Raw genomic sequence first — 23,322 nt, forward strand, 5'->3', positions numbered from 1 at the left:
GCCTCCGGTTTGCCGTTTGTCGCCGACTGACTTACAGCGGAGAGACGGTGATGGTGTCGCCCATGCGCGCCATGCGCACGCGCTGGCCTGGGCTGAACTTGGTGTCGCCCGCTTTCTGTACCACCACGATATTCTCTTTCTGGTCGGTTTTGATTTCCAGCTCGTAGCCTGAGGTACGGCCGGCCACTTCACCGATGCTGTTGCCCGCCGCGCCGCCGGCGATGGCGCCCGCCGCGGTAGCCAGCGTACGGCCGGTGCCGCCGCCTACGGTGTTACCCAACAGGCCGCCAATCACTGCGCCGCCGATCATCCCCAAGGCGTTGGAGCCTTCGCCGCCCTGGATTTTAACCGGACGCACGGAAACCAGCGTCCCGTAGGTGACGTTCTGCACCTGCTTGGCCTGCGAGGACGAGTAGACATCGCCGGACATGGATTCATTGGCACAGCCGGCCAGCGTAACGGCGGCGACGGCAACGACGAGAAGACGCTTGATCATACAAAACTCCTGATGGTAGTAGTCCATAACCTGGCAATGCTCTCCAGGCAAGATTCAGTGAAAATGATAGACAAAGTATGGCTGAAAGTTGACACACCGCCATGCTCCATCGCTGCACGCAGCTTAACTTTTCTCTGTTCAACCAATAATAAACCGCGGTTTACCTTTATGACAGCCTTGGCGACATTCCGTTGCCTGTTATGGCACGGTTTAACACATTACATGTGCCACAGCGGCGCCGGGAGGCGGTGTCTGGCTCACGGCCTGTAAAAAAAGCATCATAATTCATGGCGTTAATCCGGCAATTCTGGTTTATTTGTCAGGATAAAATTTGCTTACCGCGCGGGTTAGAGGATGTTGCTATGAAGTCAGGCCGCTATATAGGCGTCATGTCCGGCACCAGTCTGGACGGAATCGATGTGGTATTGGCCGCGATCGACGATCGCATGGTGGCGCAGCAGGCCAGCTATAGCCACCCGATGCCGATGGCGCTGAAAAAAGAGATTCTGGGCATGTGCCAGGGGCAGCAGACCACGTTGGCGGCCGTCGGCCGGCTGGACGCTCAACTGGGCACGCTGTTCGGCGAGGCGGTGCTCGGCTTGCTGAAGCAAACCGGCATCGACGCTGAGCAGATCACCGCCATCGGTTGCCACGGCCAGACGGTGTGGCACGAACCGGAAGGCGACGCGCGTTTCTCGATGCAGCTCGGCGATAACAACCGCATCGCCGCGCTGACCAATATCACCACCGTCGGCGATTTCCGCCGGCGCGACATGGCCTACGGCGGGCAGGGCGCGCCGCTGGTGCCAGCGTTTCATCAGGCGCTGCTGGGGCATCCCGTCGAGAGGCGCATGGTGCTGAACGTCGGCGGCATCGCCAACCTTTCTCTGCTGTTGCCCGGTACGCCGGTGCGCGGTTTCGATACCGGGCCGGGCAACATGCTGATGGACGCCTGGGTGTGGCGCCACCGTGCGCAGCCTTACGATCAGGACGGCGGCTGGGCCATGCAGGGGCGGGTTTGTTTACCGCTGTTGCAGCAGATGCTGGCGGATCCTTACTTTGCGCTGCCGGCGCCGAAAAGCACCGGCCGCGAGTATTTCAATATCGCCTGGCTGGAGCGGCAGCTGGCCGGATTGCCGGCGATGGCGCCGGTCGACGTGCAGGCCACGCTCACGGAACTGACCGCCGTCAGCATCAGCGAACAGGTGCTGCTGGCCGGCGGGTGCGAGCGCCTGCTGGTGTGCGGCGGCGGGGCGCGCAACGTGCTGCTGATGGCGCGCCTGTCTGCGCTGCTGCCGGGGACGGAGGTCGGGCTGACCGACGATTTCGGCGTCAGCGGCGACGACATGGAGGCGCTGGCCTTCGCCTGGCTGGCGTTTCGCACGCTGTCCGGCCAGGCCGGCAACCTGCCTTCGGTGACCGGCGCCAGCCGTGAAACGGTGTTGGGTGGGATTTATCCGGTTTTGCCATTGGGGGCCCGTTAGCTCTGTTAGGATAGCCTGTGAAGGATTTTTCTAAGGAGCAACAGCATGAAAAAAGTCATTTTCGTCGCCGGCGCGCTGGCGCTGTCCGGCTGCAGCTACATCCTGCCGCAAAGCAGCCAGACGATGCACTACCAGTGCGGCACTACGCCGCTGACGGTGGCGCTCGACGGCAAGGCGAGCGAAGTCAGCCTGCTGATGGATGGCGAACAGCTGCATCTCAAGCAGGTGCTGGCGCTGACCGGTGCCAAATACAGCGATGGCAAATACACTTTTTGGTCGAAAGACCGTAACGCCTATCTTGAGCGCAACGGCAAGGTAGTCATGAGCGACTGCGTGTTGACGGAGTGACGGTCGGCGGCGGCGTCGGAGCGATTGAGTTCCTGGCGCCGCAGGCGCAGAATGTAACGACGGATTTTTCAGTTGGTCGATAACCCAGATGATTGAAAAGAATGAGTTTGATGTTGCGGACCTGCGCCGTGAATACACCCGAGGCGGCCTGCGCCGCAACGATCTGACCGCCAATCCGCTCGAACTGTTCGAGCGTTGGCTGAAACAGGCCTGCGACGCCCGCCTGGCCGATCCTACCGCCATGTGCGTCGCGACCGTCGACGAACACGGCCAGCCTTATCAACGCATCGTGCTGCTCAAGCATTTCGATGAGCAGGGGCTGGTGTTCTACACCAACCTCGGCAGCCGCAAGGCGCAGCAGCTGGCGCAAAACCCGCATATCAGCCTGCTGTTCCCCTGGCACATGCTCGATCGCCAGGTGATTTTTCTCGGCCAGGTGGAGCGTCTGTCGACCCTCGACGTGCTGAAGTATTTCAACAGTCGCCCGAAAGACAGCCAGATCGGCGCCTGGGTATCGCAGCAATCTTCGCGCATTTCCGCGCGCGGCGTGCTGGAAAGCAAATTCCTCGAGCTGAAGCAGAAGTTCCAGCAGGGCGAGGTGCCGTTGCCGAGTTTCTGGGGCGGATTCCGCGTGAAATTCGACTCCGTCGAGTTCTGGCAGGGCGGCGCCCATCGCCTGCATGACCGTTTCCTGTATCAGCGGGACGGGAATGACTGGAAAATTGACCGACTGGCACCCTGAAGACGGAAAATCCCCTCTAAGCGCTGGTGCTGACGCCGCCGGCGCTTTATTCTATGCGCTACCCTGAATTTTTTATTTCGCCACTGGGCGAAAGGCCGTGTACCGGCAAAGGTGCATTCGTTTATACATGGAGTCATTGATGGCAAGCAGCAACTTGATTAAACAACTGCAAGAGCGGGGCCTCGTTGCCCAGGTTACGGATGAGGAAGCGTTAGCGGAGCGACTGGCGCAAGGGCCAATTGCACTGTATTGCGGTTTCGATCCGACCGCTGACAGCTTGCATTTGGGCCATCTGGTTCCTCTGTTGTGCCTGAAGCGCTTCCAGCTGGCCGGCCACAAGCCGGTCGCACTGGTGGGCGGCGCCACCGGCCTCATCGGCGATCCGAGCTTCAAAGCGGCGGAGCGCAAGCTGAACACCACCGATACGGTGAACGAGTGGGTCGAGAAGATCCGCAAGCAGGTTTCTCCGTTCCTCGATTTCGACTGCGGCAGCAACAGCGCCATCGCGGCCAACAACTACGACTGGTTCGGCGGCATGAACGTGCTGACCTTCCTGCGTGACATCGGCAAGCACTTCTCCGTCAACCAGATGATCAATAAGGAAGCGGTTAAGCAGCGCCTGAATCGCGACGACTCCGGCATCTCCTTCACCGAGTTTTCCTATAACCTGCTGCAGGGCTTCGATTTCTCCGAGCTGTACAACCGCCACCAGGTGGAGCTGCAGATCGGCGGTTCCGATCAGTGGGGCAACATCACCTCGGGTATCGATCTGACGCGTCGCCAGCACCAGAAGCAGGTGTTCGGTCTGACCGTGCCGTTGATCACCAAAGCAGACGGCACCAAGTTCGGCAAAACCGAAGGCGGCGCGGTCTGGCTGGCGCCGGAAAAAACCAGCCCGTACAAGTTCTACCAGTTCTGGATCAACACCGCCGATGCCGACGTTTACCGCTTCCTGAAGTTCTTCACCTTCATGAGCCTGGAAGACATCAACGCGCTGGAAGAAGAAGACAAGAACAGCGGCAAGGCGCCACGCGCCCAGTACGTGCTGGCGGAAGAAGTGACCGGCATGGTGCACGGTGCGGAAGGCCTGGCGGCCGCGAAGCGCATCACCCAGAGCCTGTTCTCCGGCGCGCTGCACGACATGACCGAAGCGGACTTCGCCCAGCTGGCGCAGGACGGCATGCCGACCATCAAACTGGATGGCGACGCCGATCTGCAGCAGGCGTTGGTGAATGCCGAACTGGTGCCGTCACGCGGCCAGGCGCGCACCATGATCGGTTCCAACGCGGTGACCATCAACGGCGAGAAGCAGTCCGATGCCGAATACCGCTTCAGCGATTCAGACCGTCTGTTCGGCCGCTACACGCTGCTGCGCCGCGGCAAGAAACACTACTGCCTGGTGGATTGGCAATAACGAATAATGACGGTAAGGGGCCCTGGCGGCCCCTTTATTTTTGGGCAGCCGCCCGGCTGCCGTATTCCGAACGAGTTCTGTCGATGAAAAACATTCTTTCTATCCAGTCGCACGTGGTGTTTGGTCACGCCGGCAACAGTGCGGCGGAGTTCCCGATGCGCCGCATGGGCGTCAACGTCTGGCCGCTAAACACGGTGCAGTTCTCCAACCATACGCAATACGGTCAGTGGACCGGCTGCGTCATGCCGGCCAGCCATCTGACCGAGATCGCGCAGGGCATTGCCAATATCGATCAGCTGAAATGCTGTGATGCGGTGTTGAGTGGCTATATCGGTTCGCCGGAGCAGGGTGACCATATTCTGGAGATCGTGCGTCAAGTTAAGCAGGCGAACCCGAATGCCTGGTATTTCTGCGATCCGGTGATGGGGCATCCGGAAAAGGGCTGCATCGTGGCGCCGGGCGTGGCCGAGTTTCACTGCCGCCAGGCGCTGCCGTGCAGCGACATGATGGCGCCGAACCTGCTGGAGTTGGAGATGCTGAGCCAGATGGCCGTCGCCGACGTGGCCGATGCGGTGCAGGCCGCCCGCGCGCTGATCGCCAAAGGGCCGCGGCTGGTGCTGGTCAAGCACCTGGCCCGCGCCGGCTATCATGCCGACTGTTTCGAAATGCTGCTGGTGACGGCGGACGAGGCCTGGCACATCAGCCGGCCGCTGGTGGACTTCGGCGCGCGTCAGCCGGTCGGCGTCGGCGATTTGACCAGCGGTCTGCTGCTGGTGGATCTGCTGAAGGGCGAGGCGCTGGATAAAGCGCTGGAGCACGTCACCGCCGCCGTGTATGAGGTGATGCTGACCACGCAGGAGATGGGCGAGTACGAACTGCAGGTGGTGGCGGCGCAGGATCGGATCGTGCAGCCGCGCAGCGAGTTCAAAGCGGTCAAACTGTAAGTGGCATTCGGCCCCGGCGACAGCCGCCGGGGCCCGATGTTTACTTCAATCCTTCGGCGTTCAGTGCCGCATCTACCGCCGGGCGCGCCGCAACGCGATCGAACCAGGCCGCCAGATGGGCGTGCTTGCGCACGTCGAACTGCAGGGCAAACGCCCAACGCAACACGGTGAACAGGTAGGCGTCGGCCACGCTGAAACGGCTTCCCAACAGGAAATGCTGCTTCGCCAGCACCGAATCCAGATAGCTGAACTGCTGCTCCAGCTTGGCGCGCGCGATGGTTTTATATTCCTCGGGCGTTTTCGGGTTGAACAGCGGGCTGAATCCTTTGTGCAGCTCGGTGGCGATGTAGTTCAGCCATTCGATCGCGTGGTAGCGCGACAGAGTGCCCGCCGCCGGGATCAGGTTGCGGTCCGGCACGCGATCCGCCAGGTATTGCACGATCGCCACGCCCTCGGTCAGCAGGCTGCCGTCATCCAGCTGCAGCGCCGGTACCTGTCCCTTGGGGTTGATGGTGAGGTAATCGGCGCCGCTCTCGGTTTTCTTCTGCGCCAGGTCGACCTTCTCCGCCGTAAAATCCAGCCCTGCCTCACGCAGCACGATATGCGGGGACAGCGAACAGGCGCCGGCTTTATAGAACAGTTTCATCGGAAGCTCCTTGTTGATGACGAATGACGGGCATGCTTAACCTCTCATCGTAGTCCCATAGCGCCAAAATTACAGCGGCTTAGCTAACAAATTTAACCGATGATCGCCTCGGCGGGCTGCAGCTGCGCCAGCGTTGCGGCGATCTGCTGCTGCAGCGCCTGCGGTGCCACCTGCATCGGCGAGCGCAGCTCGTTGGCGATAAGCCCCTGCTGGGCCAGCACCGTCTTGACCGGCGCCGGATTGGGGAAGCTGAACATCTGGTGGATCATCGGCAGCAGCTCATAGAAGTTGCTGCGCGCCGCGGCCAGATCGCCGGCGGCGACCTGCTGCGTCAGCTGAACGAAGCGTTCCGGGTGAACATGGGCCGCGGCGGAAATGGCGCCGGTGCCGCCGAGGCACAGCGTGGTGAGGATCAGATTGTCTTCCCCGGTCATCACATCGATCTCGCCGTCGGCGATCAGCGCCATGGTGGCGTCAGGGTTGCCGCCGCAGTCCTTGATGGCGGCGATGCGCGGGTGGCGTGCGAGCTGGCGCAGCGTGGCCAGCTCCATGGTGATGCCGGTGCGCTGCGGAATGTTGTACAGGATCACCGGCACGGTTGAGGCGTCGGCCAGCTGGGTGAAATAGTCGATCAGGCCGCATTGCGAAGGGCGGATGTAGTAAGGCGCCGGGATCAGCACGCCGGCGATATCGCGCAGCTGAATGGCCTGCTGCATTTGCAGCGTGGCGACCATGTTATTGCCGGACAGGCCCATCACCACCTGATGGGCGGGCGCCACGTCCAGCACGGCGTCGAGCACCGCCAGCTGTTCTTCTTTGCTCAGCGCGGCGGCTTCACCGGTAGAGCCGCAGACCACCAGACCCTCGATGCCGGCGTCGAGCAGGTGCCGCGCCAGGCGTTTCACCGCCGGCAGATCGACGGCATCGTGATTGAAAGGGGTAACCATCGCCACCCAAATACCCGAAAATGAGGCCATAAAATATTCCTTCTGTGTGACCGACAGAGAAGCCAGATGAGAAAATTGAAGGCGGGGCGTTGCGTGCCATCCAGTCAGCTCATCTGACGGGACAGCTCGCCCCGGTCAAATGAGCGTCTGTTTCTTCGATTTTACCGCCGCCAAACCGCCAATAGGCAACGCGGGCGTCATCAGAATGTCAGCGTTGCGTGGGTAGGCCATGGCGGTCTCGCGAAAAGGGGAAGTGGGGTGATAATGAATAGTCTTCATCAGGCTGTCAATTTACAACAGATTGATAACATTGTTATTCATGATTCGTCGGCGGGAATGAGTTTGGCTAATAAATAAAAATCCTCGCGGCGGCGGGGAGGGTTTGGCCGGCTCAGCGCGGCGGGCGGGAGCCGATGGTGGCGGACCAGCTGAAGGTGTCGCCGCTCGGCCGGTAGCGGTTGGCCTTGCGTTCTGCACGCTCCGCCTTGGCGAGCTTCGCTCTGGCGGCCATGATGCGCGCCACCACTTCATCCTTGACCTTGTGCTGTTCGGCGTTGGTCAGTGGCCGCCCATGGCTTTTGCGCGCCTTGTCCAGTTCGGTTTTCACTTCCCGCTGTTCGCTTTCCGTCATCTCTTTCAACGTCAACTTTTTCATCTGTGCCGCCCGTTCGGTGAAGTTGACTTACAGTTTAGCGGCGTTATGTGACCGAAAATGTTATGGGCATAACGAAAATACCCGGTAAGCCGGCATTACACCTCTTCCAGCAGATCGTCGACAAAGCGCCGCATGCGTTCGGTGCGCAGTTCGGCCATGTGCCGCCCGGCGGCGGTCTGGAAGCCATCTTGCAGTTTGAACAGCTTGGTTTCGAAGTGGTCCAGGCTGAAACGCTTGTCGTCATATTGACGATGCTCGGCCCGCGGATCGGCGGCGTCATACAGCGCGCTGCGCATGCGGCCGCCGATATAGAAGCAGCGCGCCACGCCGATAAGACCGATGGCGTCGAGGCGATCGGCATCCTGCAGGATCTTCGCCTCCAGCGTTTGCGGGGGGATGCCGGCGGAAAAACTGTGCGCTTCGATGGCGTGAGCCACCGCCGCGATATCCGCCGGTGCCCATTCCAGCCGGGTCAGCGTCAACGTGGCTTGCTCCGCCGCCATGCGCGAGGCCAGATGGCGCTGCGGCGAGTTTTTTTCCACCGCGACGGCGTCGTGCAGCAGCACCGCCGCGCAGAGAATGCGCCGGTCGCCACCTTCCAGCTTGCTGATTCGGCGGCAGTTCTTCCAGACCCGGTGCAGATGCGCGACGTCATGCGAACCGTCGTCCGACTCGAGGGTCAGCGGCAGCAACGTTTGCGCCAGCGCCTGGTAGGGTGAGAAAGGTTGTAACAGCTCTTGCGTCAGCGAAGGTAAAGACACGTTCAGCTCCTGTTGGGGGAAATCGGTCAATCAGCATAGCCGCGCCGGATGCCGGGAGAATGACAGTAAAACGGCTATTGTTTACTAAAGTGCAACCCACTATTGTCATAACTGCGGTTTTTGCAGCGAAACAAGCAACCTAGAATAGCCGCATTCCGCCGTCTCCGCTTGGTGAGAGCCTGTGTCCGCGGGGATGGCCGGAATATCCTCATCAGCCAGTGGAGAAGAGACATGCCAACCCCTCTTGAGATAGTGCGCGCAACCTATGAAGGCAGTTCCGAAGAAAACGGCCGTAATCTGCTGGCGGCGCTGGCCCCCGATGCCGAGTGGACCGAAGCCGCCGGTTTCCCCTATGCCGGTACCTATATCGGCCCGGAAAATATTATCAAGAACGTGCATCAGCGCCTGGGCAGCGAATGGCAAGGCTACCGCGCCGATGTCGATCACTTTTACGACGCCGGCGACAATGTGATCGCGCAAGGTTTTTATCACGGCACCTACCGGGCCACCGGCAAATCCTTCAGCGCCTCTTTTGCGCATATTTATACGCTGCGCGCCGGCAAAATCGTGAAGTTCGTGCAGATTGTCGACAGCGCTAAAGTGCTGGAAGCGATGCAGCCTTAATCGCCGCTGCGCTTGCCGAATTTGCGGTCGAACTCGCGCCGGTAACCCCGGGCCTTGTTGCGATCGCGGATCCACAGATAGCCGCACACCAGCGCAACCGTTCCCGAGAAGGTGACGTTGCGCATATCCCGGTCATACCAAAACACCAGCAGCGCATCCAGCGCCGCAATCAGCGCGATCCATTTATACATATGGGATTGACGCCGCGTGGCGGCGTTGAGTCGCTTTAACTGTCTGGCTTCGTCCAACACCGGCTTTTGCTGCATAGCGTTTCGTTATCATCAGGCTGTTCACGCTAAATTAGCAGAATTTCCCTCACCGTCGCAAAGATTAACGCGCGGTGCCATACGGTTTTCACCGCCCCTGGCGCGGCGCAGAAAATTTGTGCGCAGGTGCTTGAATTGTCCATTGGGCGTGGTAGGTTATTTATTCGCTATTTTTGGGTTTTTATTCAATTCTCGCCGTGTCATCAAGCTGCAGCACTGGGCGGTTAACGTGTTGGGTTCGATACATGCGGCGGTTAACTTCGGCAGGAGGATGTGATGAACGATAAAACGGCACGCCCGCAGGATGTGGTTCAACAACAGCTTGACGCCTATAACGCCCGCGACATCGACGCCTTCATGGCCTGCTGGGCGGACGACGCGCAGTATTACGAGCATCCCGACACGCTGCTGGCCAGCGGTAAGGCGGCGATCCGCGAACGGCATCTGGTGCGTTTCCAGGAGCCGAGTCTGTACGGCGAACGGATAAAACGCATGGCGGTGGGGAACATGGTGGTCGATCAGGAAGTGGTGACGCGCAACTTCCCGCAGGGGCGCGGCAAAATGGATGTCATCGCCATCTACGAAGTGGAGCAGGGGCAGATTGCCAAAGCCTGGTTCAAGATCGGCCCCTGCGTGCCGGATGAGGGCGCGCTCTAGCCGCGTATTATTGCAACGCCATCACCGCCTCTATCTCTACGCACACCAGCGGTGAGAACAACGCGCTGACCGCCACCAATGAACAGGCCGGCAGCGCGCCATCGAAATAGTCAAACAGCACCGGGCGCACGCCCGCCAGATCGGCAATGTCGGTCAGGAACACGCTGATTTTAATCAATGCCTTGAGATTCACGCCTTCGCTGGCGGCGATGGTCGCCAGCTGTTCGAGGATCTCCTGCGTCTGTTCCGGCGCGCTCAAGCCTTGCGCGTCGGTGGCGAAGGCCGTCAATCCCGACACGTACAGGCGATCGCCGTGGCGCACCGCATGCACATAGGGGCCGCCCGGCGTAGGCAACTGCGGATAATTCGTGCGTTTTAATGATGTCATGATCAAACCCCGCGCAAGACCGGTTAATAAAATCGACAAACTTGGTTAGGATACTGAGGAAACGGCGGCCAGACGCCGCACACCGATGATATCTGAGAGTATCATCCCTCTTTATTTTATACGTCGTCTCTCACGCGAATGTGACAGTGCGGCGCTGATCGGCCACAAGGACGCATGAGACGATGAACCCGCTTTTTACTCCCTACCTGCAACGCTGGCAACTGGAACAGGACGGCAAAGCCTTCGAAACCCACAGCAGCCTGCTGATGCCGGTGCGTTACCGGGGCGAGGCGGCTATGTTGAAGATCGCCCGCGAGCAGGAAGAGCGCTTCGGCGGCCAGCTGATGTGCTGGTGGCGCGGGGAAGGCGCCGCGCAGGTGCTGGCGTGGCACGACGACGGTATTCTGCTGGAGCGCGCGCAGGGTGAAGGTTCGTTGGCGCAGCTGGTGCGTGACGGCGACGATGAGCAGGCCACGCAGATCCTTTGTCGGGCGATCGCCGCCTTGCATGCGCCGCGTGCCGCACCGCTGCCCGAGCTGATCCCGTTGCAGGAGTGGTTCAGCTCGCTATGGCCGGCGGCGCAGGCGCACGGCGGCATGCTGCGTCTCAGCGCCACGACGGCGGCGGAGCTGCTGAGCAGCCCGCGAGAAGAAAGCGTGCTGCACGGCGATATCCACCATGACAACGTGCTGGACTTCGGCGAACGCGGCTGGCTGGCGATCGATCCCAAGCGCTTGTACGGCGAACGGGGCTTCGATTACGCCAATATCTTCTGTAATCCCAACTACGGCATCGCCACCGATCCGGCCATTTTCCAGCGGCGCGTGGAACAGGTCTGTCGCTTGGCCGGGCTGGAGCGCCGGCGCTTGCTGCAATGGATCCTGGCCTGGTCGGGGCTCTCCGCCGCCTGGTTTATGGAAGACGGGCAGGCGGCGGATATCGACTTCCGCGTGGCCGAGCTGGCGGCGCGCGCATTGGATCTCCCGCTGCCGGACGGCGATTCAGGGTTCATCCTGCCAGTAATCGAGCGAGGTTGAAGGGCGCTGCAGGTAGCGTACCTGCTCGCCGTCTGCGCTGCGCGCCATCGCCTGGTATTTGCCGGAATCCGGGTACATCACCAGCTCCGGCTGCTCGCGCGTGCTGACGGACAGGTACTTCAGCGGCGCATCCGAGGTGTTGATGATCTGGTGCGGGTATTCCGGGCCCGGCGGAATGAAGATGACATCCCCGCTGACGATCGGCAGCATTTCTCCGGCCACCCGCAGCGTACCGCTGCCTTCCAGAATGATGAACATTTCCTCCTGAGCGTAGTGAAAATGGTAGGGGCAGGAACGCATGCCCGGCGCCACGCAATCGAAGGAGGCGCCCAGCTTGTCGGCGGCGGTGCCGGTGCCGAGGCGAGCGCCGACGCTGTCATACAGCGGCGGCCGCCGATCGTGTTGCTTATCTACCCGTTCGACATTGCGTATCAAGCGCTGAGCTAACAGCGCGGCTTTCTCAGTCATAGGCTTCCTTGGTGACATTGTCACTTAAAAATTGACGATAGCCAGAGAAAATCCGTCCCAGCCCTTGCTGCCCACGGTTTGCAAGGCGCTGGCGGTCAAACGGGGTTCCTGCGCCATCATCGTGAAGAACTCGCGTACGCCTTGTACACGGGCGTCCGTACTGGCGGCGTCGGTGACTGCGCCATCGCGCACCACGTTGTCACCGATAATCACCGTGCCCGGGCGCGCGAGTTTAAGCGCCCAACGCAGGTAATCGGGGTTGCTGGGTTTGTCGGCGTCGATGAAGATGAGATCAAAGGGGGCCAGGGTGTGCAGCGTCGGCAGGTGAGTCATGGCGGGGCCGACGCGCAGCTCAACCAGGCCGTCGAGACCGGCGCGCGTGATATTCCGGCGGGCGACGGCGGCGTGGCTTTCATCCGCTTCCAGCGTGATCAATTTGCCATCCGCCGGTAGCGCGCGCGCCAGCCAGATGGTGCTGTAGCCGCCCAACGTGCCGATTTCCAAAATGCGTTTGGCGTTAACCATGCGGGCGAACAGCTGCAGCAGTTTGCCCTGATTCGGTGCCACATCATGCGCCGGCAGCCCGGCGGCGGCGTTGGTCGCCAGCGCCTGCAACAGGGCATCGTCTTGTTCTACCAGGCTGTCTACGATATAGCGATCGACCTGGGACCATTGTTCCTTTTCTTTCATGTGGGCCTCGTGCGGAAATCGCAGTGTGCCCATCCAGTGAAGGCGTCACCGCCGTGCTTGTCAATGCACGGCGTGCGGTTGGCATTTTATGCTGCCGTTCCTCGCCGCGGCAGCGACAGCAGCAGGTGGGCGATGGCGCCGCCGACAATGCCCCAGAAGGCCGAACCGATGCCGAGCAGCGTGACGCCGGAGGCGGTGATGAGGAAGGCGATCAGCGCCGCATCGCGCTGCTTTTCATCATGCAGGGCGCGTTGCAGGCTGCCGCCGATGGTGCCGAGCAGCGCCAGCCCGGCGATGGTGTGGATCAGGGCGACCGGCAACGCGCTGAACAGCAGGCCGATGGCGCCGCCGAACAGCCCGGCCAGCAGGTAGAAACCGCCGGCGGCCACCGCGCCCATATAGCGTCGCTGCGGATCGGGATGCACGTCCGGCCCCATGCAGATGGCGGCGGTGATCGCGGCGATGCACACCGAGAAGCCGCCGAACGGCGCCAGCAGCAACGCGGTCAGCGCCGTCCAGGCGATCAGCGGTGACGTAGGCACGCGGTAGCCCGCCGCCTGCAGCGTGGCGATGCCGGGAGCGTTCTGCGAAGCCATGGTCACCACGAAGAAGGGTACGCCGATGCCCAGCAGCGTCGGCCAGCTGAAGTGCGGCGCGATAAATTCCGGCATGGCGAACGCCGGCGCATGCTGCGTCAGCTGGATATTGCCCTGCAGCGCGGCGATCGCCAGCCCGGTCGCCAGCGTCAGCACGATGGCGTAGCGCGGTTGATAACGGCGGCTGAGTAGATAGGCCAGCCCCATGCCGGCGCTCAGAGGGAAATTGAGCTGCAGCGAAGCGAAGGCGTCCAGGCCGAAACGCAGCAGGATCCCCGCCAGCATCGCGGCGGAAATTGCCTGCGGAATGTAGTCCATCAGGCGGGCGAACAGCCCGGTGACGCCGCACAGCAAGATCAGACCGGAAGCGAAGATAAACACGCCGATCGCCTCGTTGATCGGCGTGCCGGGCAGGCTGGTGACCAGCAGCGCCGCACCGGGCGTCGACCAGGCGGTGAGGATCGGGGTACGGTAGTAAAGCGAGAGTCCGAGCGAGGTGACGCCCATCGCGAGCCCCAGCGCGCTCAGCCAACCGCCGATCTGCGCCGGCGTGGCGCCCGCGGCGGCGGCGGCCTGGAAAATGATCGCGGCGGAGCTGGTGTAACCCACCAGAACGGCGACAAAGCCGGCCATGATGGCGGGCAGGGTCAGATGGCGCAGGGAGAGGGCTGGGCGCATGAGTGGCTCCAATCGGTGATTGTGCGTTATAACGCACGTTTAGAAATCAGCATAGCACCGTGCGCTATAGCGCACAAGCGGGTATAATCGGGCTCGACACGCAGAGGAGAACTGGATGCAGGAACTTGCCGGCCATTTGGCACACACCCTTCGCACGCTGCGCGCGCAGCGCGGCTGGAGCCTGACGCAGGCGGCGGAATACACCGGCGTCAGCAAGGCGATGCTCGGGCAGATCGAACGCGGCGAATCCAGCCCGACGGTGGCGACGCTGTGGAAGATCGCCACCGGTTTCAACGTGGCGTTCTCCGCCTTTCTTGAGGCGTCGCCCGCGCAGCAGCAGGCGACGCTGCACCGTTACGGCGATCTGCCGGTGTACGATCAGGACAACGCCGATATGCGCGTGGTGCCGCTGTTTCCGTACGATCGCCAGCTGGGTTTCGATATGTTCGTCATCGATCTTGCACCGGGCGCGCTCAGCGAGTCGTCGCCCCATGAGCCGGGCGTGATCGAGCATGTCATCGTGATCAGCGGCCGGTTGGAGTTGGCGATAGACGGCGAATGGCACAGCCTGGCCGCCGGCGAGGCGATGCGCTTTCAGGCCGATCGGCCGCACGCTTACCGCAACGCCAGTTCACAAACGGTGCGTATTCACGATCTGATCCACTATCCTCAATCCTGACTCAACGCGGCGGCCGTGGGCTTTGACTCCGCGCCGCCAAACGCCTACCTTGTTGAAAATGACTCTTATTTCACAGGCTGTCGCCCACGACGGGGCGGCGTTGCAGCCGACTCAAAAGGAGCTTGATTTTGCCGGTCACCAATCGACGTCAGTTCATTAAACTCAGTGCGCAAACCGCAGGAGCCGTATTCGCGATGACTTCATTACCCAACAGTATCCGCCTGGCGATGGCGGCGGAAGGCGGCGCGGCCGCCGGCGATGAATTCCTGTGGCTGGAAGAGCTGCAGGGTAAAAAAGCGCTGCAATGGGTGCAGCAGGAAAATCAGCGCACCGTGGCGCGTTTCGGCCAGGGCGAAGACTTTCAGCGCATTGAACGCGAGGTGTTGGATATCCTCAATAAAGACACCCAAATCCCGTGGGTGAGCAAGCGCGGCGAGTACTATTACAACTTCTGGCAGGATCAGGCCAACCCGCGCGGCCTGCTGCGGCGCACCACGCTGGACGAGTACCGCAAGGCCAAACCGGCCTGGGAGACGGTGCTGGATATCGATGCGTTGGGCAAGGCGGAAGGCAAGGATTGGGTCTATCAGGGCTCGCAACCGCTGGCGCCGGAATACCGCTATTGCCTGATGCAGCTGTCGCCGGACGGCGGTGATGCCACCGAAATCCGCGAATTCGATCTGGTGGCCAAACGCTTCGTCAAGGACGGCTTCAACGTGCCGGTGGCGAAAAGCCGGGTCTCCTGGGTCGATCGGGACACGCTGTTCATCGCCACCGATTTCGGCCCCGGATCGATGACCCAGTCCGGTTACGCGCGCATCGCCAAACGCTGGCGGCGCGGCACGCCGCTGAGCGCTGCCGAAACGCTGTACGAAGCGCAGCCCGAGGACATGGCGGTCTTCGCCTATCACGATCGCACGCCGGGCTTTGAGCGCGATTTCGTCGGCCGCAGCCTGGATTTCTATCGCCGCGACTATTTCCTGCTGATGCAGGACGGCCGGCAGAAAAAAATCGATATCCCGGCCGACGCCGAGCTGGACACGCATCGGGAATGGCTGCTGATCAAACCGAGCAGCGACTGGGAGGTGGGCGGTAAGCGTTATCCGTCCGGCGCGCTGCTGGCGGCCAACTTCGATGACTATCTGGCGGGTAAGCGCGAGCTGCAGCTGTTGTTTACCCCGACGGCGGAGCAGGCGCTGAGCGGCTACAGCGGCACCCGCGATCATCTGATCCTCAGCATCATGGATAACGTGGTCAACCGGCTGGAAGTGCTGACGCCGCAGGGCGGCAGCTGGCAACGTCGCCCGCTGGGCAACCCCGGCGCCATCAGCACCCTTTCCGCCGGCGGCATCGACGAAGAGAGCAACGCCTATTTCTTGACCGTCAGCGGGTTCCTGCAGCCGACCTCGCTGTACATGGGCAATCTCGACGGCGGTGAGGCGACGTTGCTGAAACAGGCGCCGCAGGATTTTGACGCGTCAGGCTACCAGGTGAGCCAGCATTTTGCGCGTTCCAAGGACGGTACCCGCGTGCCGTATTTCCAGATTGCCGCCAAAGATCTCAAACCGGATGGCAGCACGCCGACGCTGCTGTATGGCTACGGCGGGTTTGAAGTGCCGCTGCTGCCGGGCTATCTCGGCGGCAAGGCGCCGGCCTGGCTGGAACGCGGTGGGGTGTACGTGGTGGCCAACATCCGCGGCGGCGGCGAATACGGCCCGGCCTGGCACCAGGCGGCGCTCAAGCAGAACCGCCATCGCGCCTACGAGGATTTCGCCGCCGTGGCCGAAGATCTCATCGCCCGCAAGGTGACCTCGGCGCCGCATCTGGGAGCACGCGGCGGCAGCAACGGCGGCCTGTTGGTGGGCAATATGCTGACGCTGTATCCGCAGCTGTTCGGCTGCATCGTCTGCGAAGTGCCGCTGCTGGACATGCAGCGTTATACCCAGCTTTCCGCCGGCGCGTCGTGGATCGCCGAATACGGTGACCCGAGCAAGCCGGAGGAGTGGGCCTACATCAAGACCTTCTCGCCGTACCACAATATTCAGGCGCAGACGGCCTATCCGCCGGTGCTGTTCTATACCGCGACCAGCGACGATCGGGTCAACCCGGCTCACGCCCGCAAAATGGCCGCGCGCATGCAGGCGATGGGGTATCAGCAGGCCTATTTCTATGAAAATACCGAAGGCGGGCACAGCGCCGCCGCCGACAAGCAACAGGCGGCGTTCCACAGCGCGCTGGTAAGCGAATTCATGTGGGCCAACCTGAGCGGCAAACCCAAGTCAGCGTAAGCCTTTTTCTTGCAGGCATAAAAAAACACCGGGGCGTTAACCCCGGTGTTTTTATTTACGCTCAATCTGCCGGCGATCAGCGAGCCGCGGTGGCTTCCTGCGCTTTCTGATTGGCGTCTTCGGTGGTGTCCAGCGTCATGCGGTACAGCTTCGGCGCGGTCAGCATCATCAGGATAGCGATGACGGCGGTGACGATGCCGATCTGCATAAACACATGGCTGTAGATGGCCAGCGAAGCGTGCGCGTCGTTGATGTCGCTCGGGACGGCGGTCAGACCGGCAACCTTACCGGCGATCAGCGCGGCGGCGGCGGTGGTCAGGAACCAGGAGCCCATGATGAAGCCCATCAGACGCTGCGGCACCAGCTGTGCCACCATCGCCAGACCCAGGCCGGAAATCATCAGCTCGCCGATGCTCTGCAGCGCGTAGCTCAGGATCAGCCAGTTGACCGACACGATGCCCTGTTCGTTGGCGAAGCTGGCGCCCCATGGCAGCACCAGGAAGGCGCAGGAACACAGGATCATGCCGAAAGCGAACTTGTGCGGCATCGGCAGGCGATCGCCCATTTTGTTATACAGCGCGGCCAGAATCGGGCTGGCGAGCATGATCCAGAACGGGTTCAGCGCCTGATACTGCTCCGGCTCGAAGGCAACGCCGAAGATGCTGTGTTCCACGTTATGGATGGCGAAGAAGTTCAGCGAGGTTGGCATCTGGCTGTACAGCACGAAGAACACCACCGCTTCCAGCATCAGCAGGAAGGCGACGATCATCTTGCGGCGTGCGGCGCCGTGCAGGGCGAAGGTTTCCTTGGCGAACACCAATACGATGCCGGCGGAAACCAGGGCCAGCGCCCAGCGCGCGATCACCTGGTTGTGCAGCAGCCAGCTGGACACGGCGATCAGCGCCACGATGCCGACCAGCACCATCAGCAGTTTCGGCAGATGCAGCGGCTTGAAGTCAGGCTTGGAACCGTTTTCCTTCACCCACTTGTGGCACATCATAAAGTTGACCAGGGTGATCAGCATGCCGACCACGCTCAGGGAGAACGCCACGCTCCAGCCGTATTTTGCCGCCAGCCACGGAGTCGCCAGCATGGAGAAGAAGGAACCGATGTTCACCGACATGTAGTACATGGTGAAGGCGCCGTCGATACGCGGATCGTCTTTCTCATAGCAGGTGGACAGCAGGGAGGATGGGTTGGCCTTGAACAGGCCGCTGCCCACGGCGATGGTCGCCATACCCATGTAGACCCAGAAGATGTCGTGGCCGGAGTAGGCCACCATGGCGTAACCGGCGGCCAGCACCAGCGCGCCGAGCACGATCACGCGTTTGGCGCCCAGCACCTTGTCGCCCAGCCAGCCGCCGATGGCGACGAAGCCGTATACCAAGGCGCTGAAGGAAGAGAACAGGGTGATGGAGTCGGCTTCGCTCATGCCGAGCATCTTGACCAGATAAACCGCCATGATGCCCTGCAGGCCGTAATAGCCGAAACGCTCCCACAGTTCGATCGAGAAGATCAGATAGAACGCTTTCGGTTGTTTGAACGCGTTAAGGCTAACGCTCTCCGGGTGTTGGTTGTTTGCTGTTGACACTGGTACCTCTGTTTTTTCACAGCCCGTCTTTGGAGGACGGGAAAGTACAAAAGTTGATGCGGAACGGCATCCTTTTGCGTTGTTATAGGATGGGGACGGCGGTTAATGTTCACTATCTTTGTCAACGTGGCAAGCAGTTTGTCATATTCGGTTACATTTAACGCCCACAGGATTATGCTGCGATGTTGCAAATGTTATGCAGTATTAACTTTCGGGTTTTAATGGTTTGCCGATTTTTTGTTTTGATTAAAAGCTATACGGATTTTAAACAGGGATATATTCTGCTGAATTGCTATTTCTTGGCGCATCAGTGTATGTACGGTTATTAATCCGTTGGAATGTTGTGTATATGGCGCGTTTTGTAAAATTATAGAAATTTAGGAAAACGGGACTGGCATTTGTGAACGCCTTGTGATCCCGAAAGCGTGACGTTCACCGCAATTTTCGACTAATTTTTCGCTTGAAAATAACACGGCACTGAGTTTTTCACTGAAAACCGCGATAACGCCGGGGTTACTGCTGCGCGATATCACATTTCCGATAAAAAAGAGGCGTTGGCGGGGGAAAGAACGCGGTGGGGTACGGTTTGCCGCACCCCACAAACTCAGGATTCCGGATAAACCTTTTCTTTATACTCGCACAGGTCTTCGATAATGCAGGAGCCGCAGCGCGGTTTGCGCGCGATGCAGGTATAGCGGCCGTGCAGGATCAGCCAGTGGTGGCAATCGACCTTGAATTCGGCGGGCACCACCTTCAACAGCTTCTCTTCCACCTGATCGACGTTCTTGCCCGGCGCGAAGTGGGTGCGATTGCACACCCGGAAGATATGGGTGTCGACGGCGATGGTGGCCCAGCCGAAGGCGGTGTTGAGCACCACGTTGGCGGTCTTGCGGCCGACGCCGGGCAACGCTTCCAGCGCGGCACGGTCTTCCGGCACTTCGCCACCGTGCAGCTCCAGCAGCATGCGGCAGGTTTTGATCACGTTTTCGGCCTTGCTGTTGAACAGGCCGATGGTCTTGATGTACTCCTTGACGCCATCAACCCCCAGCGCCAGCATGGCGGCGGGAGTGTTGGCGACCGGATAAAGCTTGGCGGTCGCCTTGTTGACGCTCACGTCGGTGGCTTGCGCAGACAGCAGCACCGCAATCAGCAGTTCAAACGGCGTGGTATACACCAGCTCGGTGGTCGGGTGCGGATTGTTGTCGCGCAGCCGGGTCAGAATTTCGAGTCGCTTCTGCTTGTTCATCAGGCCTTCTCAGCACGTCCTTGTTCCAGCAGCGGTTCCACCGCCACGGCGCGGGCTTTGCGCGCCTTCATTTTTTCGTCGATCAGATATTTGACCGCAAGCAGCAGCCCCAGGCCGATAAAGGCGCCCGGCGGCAGCATCGCCAGCAGGAAGGGGCTGTCGAAATGCACCACTTCGATGCGCAGCGACTTGGCCCAGCCGCCCAGCAACTGATCGGCGCCGTCGAACAGCGTGCCGTTGCCCAACAGTTCGCGCATTGAGCCCAGCGTCACCATCACGCCGGTAGCGCCGAGGCCGATGGCCATGCCGTCCAGCGCCGAGAGGCCGACCGGCTTCTTGGCGGCCACCGCTTCGGCGCGGCCCACCACGATGCAGTTGGTCACGATCAACGGAATAAAGATGCCGAGCGACTGATACAGGCCGAAGGCATAGGCGTTGATCAGCATCTGCACGATGCTCACCACGGCGGCGATGATCATCACGTAGATAGGAATGCGCACCTCGCTCGGCACCCAGCGGCGCACCGCGGAGATGGAGGCGTTGGTCAGCGTCAGCACCAGCGTGGTAGCCAGCCCCAGGCCGAGCGCATTGGTGACGGTGGAGGTCACCGCCAGCAGCGGACACATGCCCAGCAGCTGCACCAGGGCGGAGTTGTTTTTCCACAGCCCCTGGACGATCAATTCTTTGGCTTCACTCATTCGCTGGCTCCACACGCAGGTAAGCTTTCAAGTTTAGGCGGCAGCGTTTCCATATACAACGCCGTGCGGCGTACCGCATTGACCACCGCTCGCGGGGTGATGGTGGCGCCGGTGAACTGGTCGAACATGCCGCCGTCTTTCTTCACCGCCCAGCGCTTATCGTCCGGGCCTTCGATTTTCTTGCCGCTGAAGAAGGAAATCCAGTCGGAAATGCGCAGTTCGATTTTGTCCCCCAGCCCCGGGGTTTCGTGGTGCTCAATGACTCGGGTGCCGAGCACCGTGCCGTTGAAATCGGCGCCGACCAGCAGCTTGATGGCGCCGGAGTAGCCGTCCGGCGCGGTGGTTTCCAGCGCGGCGGCGGTCGGCTGCCCGTTTTTGCGCGCCAGGTACAAGCGGTGCGGCGCGCCGTCGCCCAGCGCCGGGTCGCTGACCAGGAAGCATTCGTTCTGCATGACGTTGTCGTAGTTTTCCGGCGGCACCACCTGATCGAGCAGCGCTTTTTGTTGCAGCGCCGCCTGATGGGCGATGGTGGTTTTCGTCAGGGCGTAGACCACGGCGGTCAGGCCGGTGGTGACCGCCGCGAACACCGCCAGCGTGGTGCCGTGCTTTCTCATGGAATTCAGCATGGCGGCTCCTTAGCGATGGCCGTACACGCGCGGCTGCGTGTAGTGGTCGATTAACGGGACGGTGATGTTGGCGAGCAGCACGGCGAAGGCTACGCCGTCAGGGTAGCCGCCATAGACGCGGATCAGCCACACCAGCACGCCGATCAGCGCGCCGTAGATCAAACGGCCCTTCGGCGTAGTAGAGGCGCTGACCGGATCGGTGGCGATAAAGAACGCGCCCAGCATGCTGGCGCCGGAGAACAGGTGGATCAGCGGCGAAGCCTGATGCGCCGGATCGATCCACCAGGCCAGGCCGGAACAGAAGGCGATGGCGGCCAACATGCTGAAAGGGATCTGCCAATGGATCAGGCGGCGCGCCAGCATAAACAGGCCGCCGGCCAGGAAGCCGAGGTTGACCCACTGCCAGCCGATGCCGGCCAGGGCGCCGCCAAACAGCGGCTGCTGCAGCACCTGTTCCACGCTGTGGCCGCTGCGCAGGCCGGTTTTGAAGCCGTCGAGCGGCGTGGCCTGGCTGATGCCGTCCACGCCCATCTGCAGTTCGTGCAGCGTCGCGCCTTGCGAGGTATGGCCGCTGAAAATGGCCAGCAGCGTGTCGTGGAGCGACAGCGCGGTGGCGCGCAGCTCATCCGGCGGCAGCCAGCTGGTCATCTGTACCGGGAAGGAGATCAGCAGCACCACGTAACCGACCATTGCCGGGTTGAACGGGTTCTGCCCGAGGCCGCCGTACAGCTGCTTGGCGATGACGATGGCGAAGAAAGTACCGATGACGATCATCCACCAGGGGGCCAGCGGCGGCAGGCTGATGCCGAGCAGCAGCGCGGTGAGCAGGGCGGAGTTATCCGCCAGCCGGCTGCGCACCGGCAGCTTGCGCAGCTTGAGGATCGCGCCTTCCGCCGCCAGCGCGACGATCGCCGCCAGCGCCACTTGAATCAATACGCCGTAGCCGAAGAACCAAATCTGTGCCGCGATGCCGGGAATGCACGCCAACATGACCCACAGCATGATGCGGCTGGTGCTTTGCTGGTTGTGGGTGAAAGGCGAGCTGGCGATGTGTAAGCCTTTGGCGGCTGTGGGTGATACCGGCCTGAACTTCATAGAGTAACGATACCTTCTGCGCCGCGCCTGCGGCAGTTTCGATGCGCCGTTCTGAAGGCGCGGCAAAAATGATAGCCGAGCATTCTACCTGATTCGATGCGAGGGTAATACGCCTTAATAATAGGGGTATTCAGCTTTTCGCATTCGCGGCGATCGGGGCAATGCAATTTGATTTTTTTTTGGCCGGAAAATGGGCTAACGTGAGGAATTGTCAGTGGAACTTGTGCCGCTAGCGACCGCAAAAAACCGGGTAACCGTATGAATGAGATATGATTTTTCTCCAAGTTTTCGCACAAAATAACAACTTTCACATAATCTGTGTAGGTTACTATCGCGACATTATTGAGTTAGTGAATCCATAATAATGACAAATGAAGACATTTTTTTTATTGAAGAGCTAATTGAGTGGGTGGAGATACATCTGGAGAAACGGCCAAACCTGGATGAAGTCGCGCGTATTTCGGGCTATTCCAAGTGGCATCTGCAGCGTAAATTCAAGCGTATTACCGGCATTCAACTCGCCACCTATATCCGTTCGCGCATCCTGACGCGCGCCGCGGTGGCGCTGCGCATCACCCGTCGCTCGATCATCGACATTTCCGATGAGCTGGGCTTCGACTCGCAGCAGACCTTTACCCGCATGTTCAAGCAGCGCTTCAACATCACCCCCAATCGCTACCGCGCGATGGAGCACTGGGATGTGAAAAACCTGATGCCACGCTTTAACTTCGAAGCCAGCTACGGCGCCGGTTATTATCCGGAGGTGAAGCGGCTGACGCTGCCCGAGATGCAGCTGGTCGGCTTCACGCGCCGGCTGGATTTCGCCTCCGAGCAGGAGCTGGAGTACTCTTCCTGCATGGCGATGAAGGACGAGATTTTCAACGACTTCTTCAAGGGGCTGCACGTCGACTGCCGGCGGATTTACAGCATCTATTCCCCCCAGGCCGGGGAAGGCGACGAGCTGTCATCCACGCTGGTGATGGCGGTCGATCCTGAACACAAAAAGGATATTCTTTCCAACCATCAGATAGACACCTTCCATTTGCCGAGCCGCGAGTTTATCTCCATCAACCATAAGGGCACGGCGAAAGAGTGTCTGCAGTTTTTCGGTTACCTGATGTCGCATGTGATGCCAGGGCTGAAGGATGAGGTGCGCGGCAGTATGGAAATGGAGATCATTCAGACCAAAGAGTGGAATCCGGAATCTAAACTGCGTCAGATTGAGGTGGATTACACCTACCTGATCTCTATCGATTAA

Annotated in this window: 26 protein-coding genes; 11 read left to right on the forward strand and 15 right to left on the reverse strand. The window is 60.8% G+C overall.

The genetic code is table 11. The features are described from left to right. Positions 1-31: 31 nt before the first annotated feature. Entirely contained in the window at positions 32-496 is a 465-nt protein-coding gene (locus EKL15_RS05540; RefSeq protein WP_025159710.1) for a glycine zipper 2TM domain-containing protein, read from the reverse strand. A 362-nt stretch (positions 497-858) separates the two neighbouring features. On the opposite strand from EKL15_RS05540, the gene anmK reads away from it, so the two are divergent. From anmK to pdxY, 5 genes are all read left to right on the forward strand, one after another. Continuing rightward, positions 859-1,980, forward strand: a complete 1,122-nt coding sequence (gene anmK / locus EKL15_RS05545; RefSeq protein ID WP_060440050.1) for an anhydro-N-acetylmuramic acid kinase — start codon at positions 859-861, stop codon at positions 1,978-1,980. 45 nt (positions 1,981-2,025) lie between these two features. Beyond that, positions 2,026-2,328: an MliC family protein gene (locus EKL15_RS05550; RefSeq protein ID WP_004931294.1), complete on the forward strand. Its 303-nt coding sequence runs from the start codon at positions 2,026-2,028 to the stop codon at positions 2,326-2,328. Between the two features lie 88 nt (positions 2,329-2,416). Further along, positions 2,417-3,070 (forward strand): pyridoxamine 5'-phosphate oxidase, encoded by a 654-nt coding sequence (gene pdxH / locus EKL15_RS05555; protein ID WP_025302668.1) that lies wholly within the window; start codon positions 2,417-2,419, stop codon positions 3,068-3,070. Positions 3,071-3,209: 139 nt separating this feature from the next. After that, entirely contained in the window at positions 3,210-4,484 is a 1,275-nt protein-coding gene (tyrS, locus tag EKL15_RS05560) for a tyrosine--tRNA ligase (protein ID WP_025302669.1), read from the forward strand. A gap of 83 nt (positions 4,485-4,567) precedes the next feature. Beyond that, positions 4,568-5,428, forward strand: a complete 861-nt coding sequence (gene pdxY, locus EKL15_RS05565; RefSeq protein ID WP_060419156.1) for a pyridoxal kinase PdxY — start codon at positions 4,568-4,570, stop codon at positions 5,426-5,428. Positions 5,429-5,468: 40 nt separating this feature from the next. Here the strand turns inward: pdxY and gstA are convergent, their stop codons facing one another. From gstA to EKL15_RS05585, 4 genes are all read right to left on the reverse strand, one after another. Further along, positions 5,469-6,074 (reverse strand): glutathione transferase GstA, encoded by a 606-nt coding sequence (gstA, locus tag EKL15_RS05570; RefSeq protein ID WP_038874842.1) that lies wholly within the window; start codon positions 6,072-6,074, stop codon positions 5,469-5,471. Positions 6,075-6,166: 92 nt separating this feature from the next. Continuing rightward, positions 6,167-7,051, reverse strand: a complete 885-nt coding sequence (gene dapA / locus EKL15_RS05575; protein WP_087763489.1) for a 4-hydroxy-tetrahydrodipicolinate synthase — start codon at positions 7,049-7,051, stop codon at positions 6,167-6,169. A gap of 361 nt (positions 7,052-7,412) precedes the next feature. Next, positions 7,413-7,676 (reverse strand): DUF3811 domain-containing protein, encoded by a 264-nt coding sequence (locus tag EKL15_RS05580; protein WP_004938373.1) that lies wholly within the window; start codon positions 7,674-7,676, stop codon positions 7,413-7,415. A 95-nt stretch (positions 7,677-7,771) separates the two neighbouring features. Continuing rightward, positions 7,772-8,467, reverse strand: a complete 696-nt coding sequence (locus tag EKL15_RS05585) for an HD domain-containing protein (protein WP_050596009.1) — start codon at positions 8,465-8,467, stop codon at positions 7,772-7,774. Positions 8,468-8,668: 201 nt separating this feature from the next. Here EKL15_RS05585 and EKL15_RS05590 point away from each other — a divergent pair, with 201 nt between their 5' ends. Then, on the forward strand, positions 8,669-9,061 hold the full coding sequence (locus EKL15_RS05590) for a nuclear transport factor 2 family protein (protein ID WP_004938379.1): 393 nt from the start codon (positions 8,669-8,671) through the stop codon (positions 9,059-9,061). Here the strand turns inward: EKL15_RS05590 and EKL15_RS05595 are convergent. After that, complete coding sequence (locus EKL15_RS05595) at positions 9,058-9,327, reverse strand: hypothetical protein (RefSeq protein ID WP_197847746.1); 270 nt, start codon at positions 9,325-9,327, stop codon at positions 9,058-9,060. The two genes, EKL15_RS05590 and EKL15_RS05595, sit on opposite strands and share 4 nt — an antisense overlap. Before the next feature lie 276 nt (positions 9,328-9,603). On the opposite strand from EKL15_RS05595, the gene EKL15_RS05600 reads away from it, so the two are divergent. Next, complete coding sequence (locus EKL15_RS05600) at positions 9,604-9,984, forward strand: nuclear transport factor 2 family protein (protein WP_038874851.1); 381 nt, start codon at positions 9,604-9,606, stop codon at positions 9,982-9,984. A gap of 7 nt (positions 9,985-9,991) precedes the next feature. On the opposite strand, the gene EKL15_RS05605 is transcribed toward EKL15_RS05600, so the two are convergent. Further along, complete coding sequence (locus EKL15_RS05605; RefSeq protein ID WP_084827854.1) at positions 9,992-10,372, reverse strand: RidA family protein; 381 nt, start codon at positions 10,370-10,372, stop codon at positions 9,992-9,994. A gap of 182 nt (positions 10,373-10,554) precedes the next feature. On the opposite strand from EKL15_RS05605, the gene EKL15_RS05610 reads away from it, so the two are divergent. Then, on the forward strand, positions 10,555-11,409 hold the full coding sequence (locus EKL15_RS05610) for an aminoglycoside phosphotransferase family protein (RefSeq protein ID WP_060419154.1): 855 nt from the start codon (positions 10,555-10,557) through the stop codon (positions 11,407-11,409). On the opposite strand, the gene EKL15_RS05615 is transcribed toward EKL15_RS05610, so the two are convergent. The 3 genes from EKL15_RS05615 to EKL15_RS05625 all read right to left on the reverse strand — a co-directional run bounded on the left by EKL15_RS05615 (position 11,374) and on the right by EKL15_RS05625 (position 13,841). After that, positions 11,374-11,877 (reverse strand): cupin domain-containing protein, encoded by a 504-nt coding sequence (locus EKL15_RS05615; RefSeq protein WP_048233594.1) that lies wholly within the window; start codon positions 11,875-11,877, stop codon positions 11,374-11,376. The two genes, EKL15_RS05610 and EKL15_RS05615, sit on opposite strands and share 36 nt — an antisense overlap. Before the next feature lie 24 nt (positions 11,878-11,901). Continuing rightward, a complete protein-coding gene (locus EKL15_RS05620) occupies positions 11,902-12,567 on the reverse strand; it encodes an O-methyltransferase (protein WP_238423629.1) in 666 nt (221 codons plus the stop codon). A gap of 86 nt (positions 12,568-12,653) precedes the next feature. Beyond that, a complete protein-coding gene (locus EKL15_RS05625) occupies positions 12,654-13,841 on the reverse strand; it encodes a benzoate/H(+) symporter BenE family transporter (protein WP_203089041.1) in 1,188 nt (395 codons plus the stop codon). Between the two features lie 115 nt (positions 13,842-13,956). Between EKL15_RS05625 and EKL15_RS05630 the strand changes: the two genes are divergently transcribed. Beyond that, a complete protein-coding gene (locus EKL15_RS05630; protein WP_033638405.1) occupies positions 13,957-14,520 on the forward strand; it encodes a helix-turn-helix domain-containing protein in 564 nt (187 codons plus the stop codon). Positions 14,521-14,714: 194 nt separating this feature from the next. After that, positions 14,715-16,808, forward strand: a complete 2,094-nt coding sequence (locus tag EKL15_RS05635; protein ID WP_084826311.1) for a prolyl oligopeptidase family protein — start codon at positions 14,715-14,717, stop codon at positions 16,806-16,808. Between the two features lie 76 nt (positions 16,809-16,884). Here the strand turns inward: EKL15_RS05635 and dtpA are convergent, their stop codons facing one another. From dtpA to rsxD, 5 genes are all read right to left on the reverse strand, one after another. Beyond that, on the reverse strand, positions 16,885-18,399 hold the full coding sequence (gene dtpA, locus EKL15_RS05640) for a dipeptide/tripeptide permease DtpA (RefSeq protein ID WP_038873079.1): 1,515 nt from the start codon (positions 18,397-18,399) through the stop codon (positions 16,885-16,887). Between the two features lie 604 nt (positions 18,400-19,003). Further along, positions 19,004-19,645, reverse strand: a complete 642-nt coding sequence (nth, locus tag EKL15_RS05645; protein WP_019455952.1) for an endonuclease III — start codon at positions 19,643-19,645, stop codon at positions 19,004-19,006. Beyond that, positions 19,645-20,343, reverse strand: coding sequence for an electron transport complex subunit E (locus EKL15_RS05650; protein WP_038873082.1), 699 nt, complete (start codon positions 20,341-20,343; stop codon positions 19,645-19,647). Before EKL15_RS05650 ends, nth begins: the two co-directional genes overlap by 1 nt. Continuing rightward, a complete protein-coding gene (gene rsxG, locus EKL15_RS05655; RefSeq protein WP_033652583.1) occupies positions 20,340-20,969 on the reverse strand; it encodes an electron transport complex subunit RsxG in 630 nt (209 codons plus the stop codon). The genes EKL15_RS05650 and rsxG overlap by 4 nt, the downstream gene beginning before the upstream one ends. Positions 20,970-20,978: 9 nt before the next feature. Next, complete coding sequence (rsxD, locus tag EKL15_RS05660) at positions 20,979-22,064, reverse strand: electron transport complex subunit RsxD (protein WP_048233608.1); 1,086 nt, start codon at positions 22,062-22,064, stop codon at positions 20,979-20,981. 364 nt (positions 22,065-22,428) lie between these two features. Here rsxD and EKL15_RS05665 point away from each other — a divergent pair, with 364 nt between their 5' ends. Further along, the gene (locus tag EKL15_RS05665) at positions 22,429-23,322 is read left to right on the forward strand and encodes a helix-turn-helix domain-containing protein (RefSeq protein WP_060419143.1); all 894 of its coding nucleotides are present in this window, start codon (positions 22,429-22,431) and stop codon (positions 23,320-23,322) included.

Origin of the sequence: Serratia sp. 4542 (assembly GCF_016805595.1) — a bacterium.
GTDB lineage: Bacteria > Pseudomonadota > Gammaproteobacteria > Enterobacterales > Enterobacteriaceae > Serratia > Serratia nevei.